Source organism: Calditrichota bacterium (assembly GCA_013152715.1).
GTDB lineage: Bacteria > Zhuqueibacterota > Zhuqueibacteria > Thermofontimicrobiales > Thermofontimicrobiaceae > 4484-87.
This window is the reverse complement of the sequence record JAADFU010000059.1, coordinates 1-7088: the sequence shown is the minus strand read 5'-3', so window position 1 is coordinate 7088 and position 7088 is coordinate 1. Positions and strand designations below refer to the sequence as shown.

The window sequence follows — 7088 nt, the reverse complement described above, 5'->3', positions numbered from 1 at the left end:
GTGACAAGCTGCACTTTGCCACCGCCGATATCAATCACAGCAGTGTCGTCACCAATGCCCAAAATGATTTTTTCGTTTTGAGCCTTCCCAAGAATCTTTTGAATTCGCTCGATCAAGCCGAATTCGCCGATTTGGGAAGCTGTTTTTTGAATATCCATATCTTTTTTGCCACCAAGACTCCAGGACTCGAAGCCCCTCTCCTCATTTTTAATTTATCAACTCAAAAGCTCGATGAAGAGCTATAAAACAAAAAATCCGCGGCGATCCGTCTAATCAGTGTTCATCCGCGTTCCATTAAAATCAAAAATTTTCGGATTCGCATAACAATAGCGACACCCATGTGCGCATTCGTAGTACCAGCCAATGTCCCAGCTTTCTGTGCAGCCGCAGGCGGTTCGCTGTCCTTTGGCTTTGCGCGTGGAACATTTTTCTCCGTACGGATGCAGTTCGTTAAGCAGAAAGCCATCAATGCAGCGCGAACGCTCCATTCCGGGCACGCAGCAGCCGTGCAAACGGAGATTGTTATCAGCCGCGATTTTTTGCAGCCAATTTAGCTCTCCCTGCCATTGTTCCCGGGAAAAAGAAACCACTTCAATCCCTGCTTTTCTTAAACGGGAAATAACTTTTCGATAAGTTGACATCCAACTAATGGAGACGTCGCGCACGCCCGCGACGGCAATTTGCGGGGCTAATTTTTCAAAAATTGGCAAATTACAATAATTTTCGCCATCGGGAAGACGCAAATGCACAATGGGATCGAAACGAAAACGGATACGCCTGGGATCACCGACTAAGTCCACAAGCGAATTTAGACGAGACATTGCCTTTTCCGTGGGTTCAATGCCAGGCTCCAAAAATGTACCGCCCATGCCGGTGACTGAATAATGGATAAAAAGCTGATCGTACTGTTTCACTTTTGCCAGCAACGGCTTGTATTCAAACAAATTCGTCGCATTTTTGGTCCAGATGACGAGCGTATGCACATTTTCCGGCGGACATTTTTCTTCTAAAATTTCCACAAACCGATCCGGCGCTGTGCCCACCATGTCGATGCGTCGGCTGGCGGAAATGACTTTCTTCAACTGTTGAACCATCTCTGTTTTATAACCTTCAAATCGCGCAATGATTCAGAACGTTTTCCAGATAAAGTGTACACGAGCTCTACCTTGCTATTATTCTTCCAACAAAGTATCCGGCCTCTGCGTCGCCAACCGAAATATTCTTCCCTGCATGTCTGTACCGATGACATTGAGCGAATCCAGCGGGATTACATTATTGATCAAAGAAACTCCCACGCGAAATTTCCAGTCCAGCTTTCCGTTATCCGAATACAACGAATAAATATAGCCGTGCTGCGTTCCGAAAAAAATGCGGTGTCTTTTTTCAATAATGACAGAGGGATCGATATCATAACCGAAGCCGGCGTCTTTCGCCCATTTCCAGATCGGTTTTTCGGGCCAGGTGTAGGCACAGACAACGGTGTCCTGCATGGTTTTGGCGAAAATCGCCCCGCCGCGTTTGGCAATTCCCAGACTCTCGCGCACGCGGTAGCGATTGCTGCGCCAGATAGTTCTCCCAGAATCCACATCTATCGCTGTCAGATAGCGATCGGGAGCAACGATGAACACTTTATTTCGCGCGCCTACCGGATCGCAAGCTGCCGGGCTGAACAATTTTCCGGGTCTTCCCTGATTCCATTTCCACGCCAGAGAGCCGTCGGCAATGTTCAGGGCGTACAAATTTGTGTCCCAGGCGCCGAAAATTACTTTATCCTGGTAAATCAAGGGCTTGCATTCCACAAAATCTTTGACATCTCGAAATTGCCAGATAAGGCGTCCGCTTTCCAGATCAATGGCGCGGAAAACGCCGTCGCTGGCGCCGCAATAAACGACTCCTTTTTCAATTCGCGGAGATGCCACCACTGGCGCATCGGTGCGAAATTTCCAAATTAGACTGCCGTCAACAATGTCCAGGCAGTAAATGTGCTGATCTGCGGAACCAAAAACGACCTTCCCTTCTGCGATTTCCGGTTGCGAAAATACAGCGCCCTGAGTCTCGAACTGCCAGATACGACTGCCATCGTCCACATCGAGGCAATAAACTGTCCCGCGTCTATTTCCGGCGACGACGTAATCTGTCCAGACCGCTGCGCCGCTGGCGATAGTGTAAAATGTTTCATAGAGCCATTTTATTTTAATTTGCGGAAATTTGTCATTGTCGGAAAAATCAGGACGTTCAATTTTTGTTGAATCGAAATTCAGACGAGTTCCGCGGCTGAGACGATACCAGTAAGGTTGTCGTTTTTTGCCTATGTTCTTTTCACAAATACGAATGGAATCCGCCGTCACTTCAACGAGATTGTAACCGACCGGCGTTTTTCCTCTTTTCAAATTTGACCTTCCCATGGCGCCGGGCAGCCCCTCGAAATTGTAAGCTTTATTTCGATGGCCATGACCCAACAGAACAATTTCTGTGGAATACTCTTTCAGCAAATCCAAAACAACAAACCAGTTGGAAATTGACGAATTCAGCGGATAATGAGTGACAAAAATGATGGGTTTGGATCGGCCGACATCCTGCAGTTGCTCTCTCAGCCAGCGCACATCTTCCGGTGAAAAAAATCCATCGCCCATGCGCATGATCGGACCCTGATGAATGGCGAGAAATTCAATGCCGCCTTTGGAAAAACGAAATTTGTCATCGCCCCACAATTTCGAAAATGTGGTACACCCCGACGGCGACCATTTTGTATCATGGTTTCCCGGAATGATGAAATAGGGTTTTTTCAATGAATCCAGAATCGATTTGGCTAATTTCAATTCCGCATCGCTGCCGGTCTCTGATACATCACCGGAAATGATGGTAAAATCTATTTCGTTATTTAAATTAATATCATGAACCGATTCCCGCAGATATTTCTCCGCATTGGGTGAACCGACATGAGTGTCACTCAGCCAAGCGAAACGAAAGGACGATTTTTGCTCGCATGAGGAAAAAACGAGAAAGGCGAGAGATATTAGAAGGATTTTTGAAATTTTTTTCATGACATCTTTTGGATTAGAGTTTTGTGTTACGAGTTTGGGGTTTATAGTTCGTAGTTTAAAGTTCAGAGTTTTTAGTTTTGCGTTTAAAGCGATTGATTTTTTTGATTTAGAATAGGTCAATTTTACTGATCAATTATTACCGTCAAAAAATTGACAACCAGTTCACAGGCGAACTATAAACTAAAAACAACAAACTTTGAACTAAAATTTACTTTCTTCCCTGCATTATCTGTGCATAAATTTTATTCGGCAACAGCTTCCCTGCTTTAGCAATGAAAGATAATCTTTTTGGGAAATGAATTTCTGTTTTTTCATTTTCCAGCCCGCGGATGATAATTTTCACTGCTTTTTCAACCGTTATCAGAAAAGGCATGGGATGCGTATTTTTATCTGTCATCGGAGTTTTTACAAATCCCGGCGAAATCAGACTGACTTTAATCTTTGTTTTCCACAGATCGATGCGCAAACTTTCCAGCAAAATTCCCAGCGCTGCTTTGCTCGACGCGTACGGCGCAGAGCGTGGCATACCGCGCGAACCTGCGAGACTCCCTACTGCAGCAATCATTCCGCTGTTTCGCTCCAACATCGGCGACAGAAGATGACGCAAAAAGTAAACAACGCTAAAAAGATTCACGCGAAAAATCTGTTCAAAACGATCCGAATCGATATTTTCGATTTCAAACAACCCGCCCACACCAGCGTTGAAAATCAGCACATCGGGCAGCAATTCGTCAGACAATATTTTCCGGCAAATTTTTTCCACAGCGGCGGCGTCAGCGACATCGCACGAAAAATAGCGATGCGGCAAAGCTGCCGACGAAAGCGCCCCGCTGATCTCTTTGAGCAATTCTTCCCGTCGGGCAATCAATAGCAACCGGTTGCCCCGATTCGCCAATTGGAATGCAAGCTCTCTGCCGATTCCGGATGAAGCGCCAGTAATCAGTATCGTTTTGTTCCCTAACTTCATACGCTGGAATCACTCCTGTTCTGCGTATTTTTTCTTCTTTCGGCTGGAAATTTCCTGCTGCACAATTTTCAAACGCTCCCGAATGGGCAATTTTTGTGTACACAATGTTTCACACAAACCGCAGTCAATGCAGCGCGCGGCGTAATCTTCTTCAAAAGACAGCCCCCAATGCAAACTAATTCGCGTGAGGAAATAATCCGGATTCAGCTCCAGATGATTAAAAGATTCCATGAGCTGCGGCAACGGAATCTCCACCGGGCAGTAATCGCAATAGCGGCAACTGGTGCACAATTTATCAAATGAACGATTCAACCCCGATTTTATCCTTTCAATTTGCTCAGATGAAATGGGTTGGAATCCTTCAACGGCGGAGATTGCCTCAGCTAAATGTTTTTGATTGCCAAATCCGACCAACGCCACTGTAATTCTCGGATCATTGATTAAAAATCGCAGTGCGCCTTCGACAACGGTTTCATTCTCTTGAGTGCGCACAAAATCGAAACGATCCGGATGATTGGGGACAATGCCACCTCCCAACGGATTCATCACCACAACGCCGCGTTTCAGCAAAGCCGCTGTAGCAACGCCGTGATCCCGATAGGCAAAATTCATCGCCGAATAGCCGAGCAAAACGCCGTCAAACGGATAATCGCGCAACATATCGCCAATGTCCTCGCCCGCCATGTGCGTGGACACGCAGATATGCCGAATGAGACCCTCTTCTTTTAATTTTTCAAATTCTTTCAGCACACCCTTTGCTTTTCGGCGCTGATAAGCTTCAGGAGTCAGAACCGCCCAAACGTGGAAAAAATCAATATGGTCTAAATCCATTTTTTTGAGCGATTTTTCCAGATCCTTCCGCACATCTGCCGGATTTTCCTGCAAAGTTTTTGTGGAAACGAAAAAAGGTCGCTCCTTGCGAGTCTTTTTCATCTCCTTGAACGCGATACCAAAAATGTTTTCCGATTTGCCGTAAAGCGGCGCTGTATCAAAATAATTGACGCCCTTTTCATAAGCTTGAAGCACTAATTCGGCTGAACCGTCAAGATCGTCCTGATTCTCGAAACGCATGCCGCCGAATCCAATCACAGAGAGAGAAATCCCTGTTGAACCGTAGTAGCGATAAATCACCTGTTATTTTTCCTTCGCTCTTTTTTATCTTTGCTAAAATAGTCATTTCTATCTCATTTTTTCAGCGATCAAACGCAAAGTTGGCAATACCTCGCCGACCGAAATTGAAGCTAATTTTTCTTGCCCAAAGGCAAAATATAATTTTTTATACAGATCAAATAATTCTTCGTAAACAGCGACTGCGCCGGGATCTGGTTCAAATACACGATACGTAGGGCACAACTTTTCCTGCGCCTGTTCAATCGTCTGAAATGCACCCGCCGCCATGAAGGCAAAAATCGCTGATCCCAAACTGGTCACTTCCTGCTCCGGTACAAGAATTGGCATGTTCAGGACATTGGCATAAACCTGATTCAAAACCGGATTTTTCTGTGGAATTCCACCGCCGTGAATGACACGCGAGATTGGCACCTGATATTCTTTCATTCGTTCCAAAATAATTCGCGTATGAAAAGCGGTTCCTTCAATAGCTGCAAACAGTTCATCTTGCGCCGTACTCGCCAAAGTTAAACCGAGACACATGCCGCTCAGTTCAGGATTAACCAGCACGGTACGATCTCCGTTATCCCAACTAAAACGCAACAGCCCGGTTTGTCCGGCGCGAAATTTCTCCAGCCCTTCGGACAGTTTATGAACGGAAGCACCGGCACGACGTGCGATCGCATCAAATAAATCGCCCACTGCGGAAAGGCCAGCTTCAATGCCAAAATAGTCGGGATGAATCGATCCTTTAACCACGCCGGAAACTCCGGGAATGAGTTCCACGTCACGCGCGATTGCCATGATACACGTGGAAGTACCAATCACATTTACCACATCGCCTTCTTTGATTCCCGACCCGATCGCATCCCAATGCGCGTCCAGAGCGCCGACAGGGACGGGGATTCCCGTTTTCAGACCTAATTCTTCCGCCCACTGCGGAGACAGCCGACCGGCAATTTCCAACGACGAGGCATAATCACCGACAATTTTTTCGCGCACTCCTTGGAAAAGCGGATCAACTTTTTCCAGAAAAGATTCAGGGGGCAAACCGCCTAATTCCTCATTCCACATCCATTTGTGGCCTGCGGCGCAGATATTTCTTTTCACCTCTTTGGGGGATTTCGCGCCGCAAAGCAATCCGACGACCAAATCGCTATGCTCAAAACTGCTGGCGAAATGTTTTCCGCTATCAGCGTTGTGACGCAGCCAATGCAGTAACTTTGCCCATCCCCATTCTGAAGAATAAACACCGCCGCACCAATTGATATGGGGCAACCCAACGCGATGCGCTGTTTCGGTGATCTCAGCGGCTTCATTTTTTGCGCGATGGTCACACCAGAGGTAATAATCTCCCAGCGGTGATAATTTATCATCCACCACTATCACGCTCGATCCGGTCGTGTCCACCGCCAATGCTTCAATATCTTTACCGCGAATATTCGCTGAGCGCACGGCTGCTGCCATCGCACTGGTCAATGCGGATAGTTGATCTTCGTGGCGCTGTGTCGCATGGTCAGGATCGCCTGATTTTCTAATCAGTTCGTAATCGCTGCTTGCCGACCCTAATTTGCCCTTCTCGCTGTGAAAAATAGAAACGCGAACGCTCAATGTACCAAAATCGATTCCGGCAACGACAGACATTTTCGGCACCCTTTTTATTTAAAAAAATGACCGCGATATTTAAAGACGAGAAACTTTTCATCAAGATAAACAGGTAGAAATCGGGTTTTCCCCGAACCATAATAGCTAGATTAATATAATAAACTTCTGCCTGATAAGCAATTAAATACTTGAAAAAGTCGAAATTATTTTGTATTGTATGCCTGACTTCTCTTTGATTTTAACAGAATTTTCAAACAAAACGGAGAAAATGATGTCTGATCGCGTTTCTTTGACAATCATTGGCGCCGGAGTAGTCGGCTGTGCCATCGCTTACAAATTATCTTCCAAATTTGAAGACATAG

Annotated in this window: 7 protein-coding genes; 1 reads left to right on the top strand and 6 read right to left on the bottom strand. The window is 46.0% G+C overall.

The window, feature by feature from the left end:
* The 6 genes from GXO74_04915 to GXO74_04890 form a co-directional block, all read right to left on the bottom strand.
* The coding region (locus GXO74_04915) for a thiamine-phosphate kinase (GenBank protein ID NOZ60999.1) at nucleotides 1-158 on the bottom strand (158 nt) is incomplete at its 3' end.
* A 111-nt stretch (nucleotides 159-269) separates the two neighbouring features.
* Nucleotides 270-1094, bottom strand: coding sequence for a DUF1848 domain-containing protein (locus GXO74_04910; GenBank protein NOZ60998.1), 825 nt, complete (start codon nucleotides 1092-1094; stop codon nucleotides 270-272).
* A 78-nt stretch (nucleotides 1095-1172) separates the two neighbouring features.
* The gene (locus tag GXO74_04905; protein NOZ60997.1) at nucleotides 1173-3044 is read right to left on the bottom strand and encodes a PQQ-binding-like beta-propeller repeat protein; all 1872 of its coding nucleotides are present in this window, start codon (nucleotides 3042-3044) and stop codon (nucleotides 1173-1175) included.
* A 208-nt stretch (nucleotides 3045-3252) separates the two neighbouring features.
* Nucleotides 3253-4011: an SDR family NAD(P)-dependent oxidoreductase gene (locus tag GXO74_04900; protein NOZ60996.1), complete on the bottom strand. Its 759-nt coding sequence runs from the start codon at nucleotides 4009-4011 to the stop codon at nucleotides 3253-3255.
* A 9-nt stretch (nucleotides 4012-4020) separates the two neighbouring features.
* Entirely contained in the window at nucleotides 4021-5142 is a 1122-nt protein-coding gene (locus GXO74_04895) for an aldo/keto reductase (GenBank protein ID NOZ60995.1), read from the bottom strand.
* Between the two features lie 48 nt (nucleotides 5143-5190).
* Entirely contained in the window at nucleotides 5191-6765 is a 1575-nt protein-coding gene (locus GXO74_04890; GenBank protein ID NOZ60994.1) for a ribulokinase, read from the bottom strand.
* Between the two features lie 229 nt (nucleotides 6766-6994).
* Between GXO74_04890 and GXO74_04885 the strand changes: the two genes are divergently transcribed.
* Nucleotides 6995-7088: FAD-binding oxidoreductase (locus GXO74_04885; protein NOZ60993.1), on the top strand; the 94-nt coding region annotated here is incomplete at its 3' end.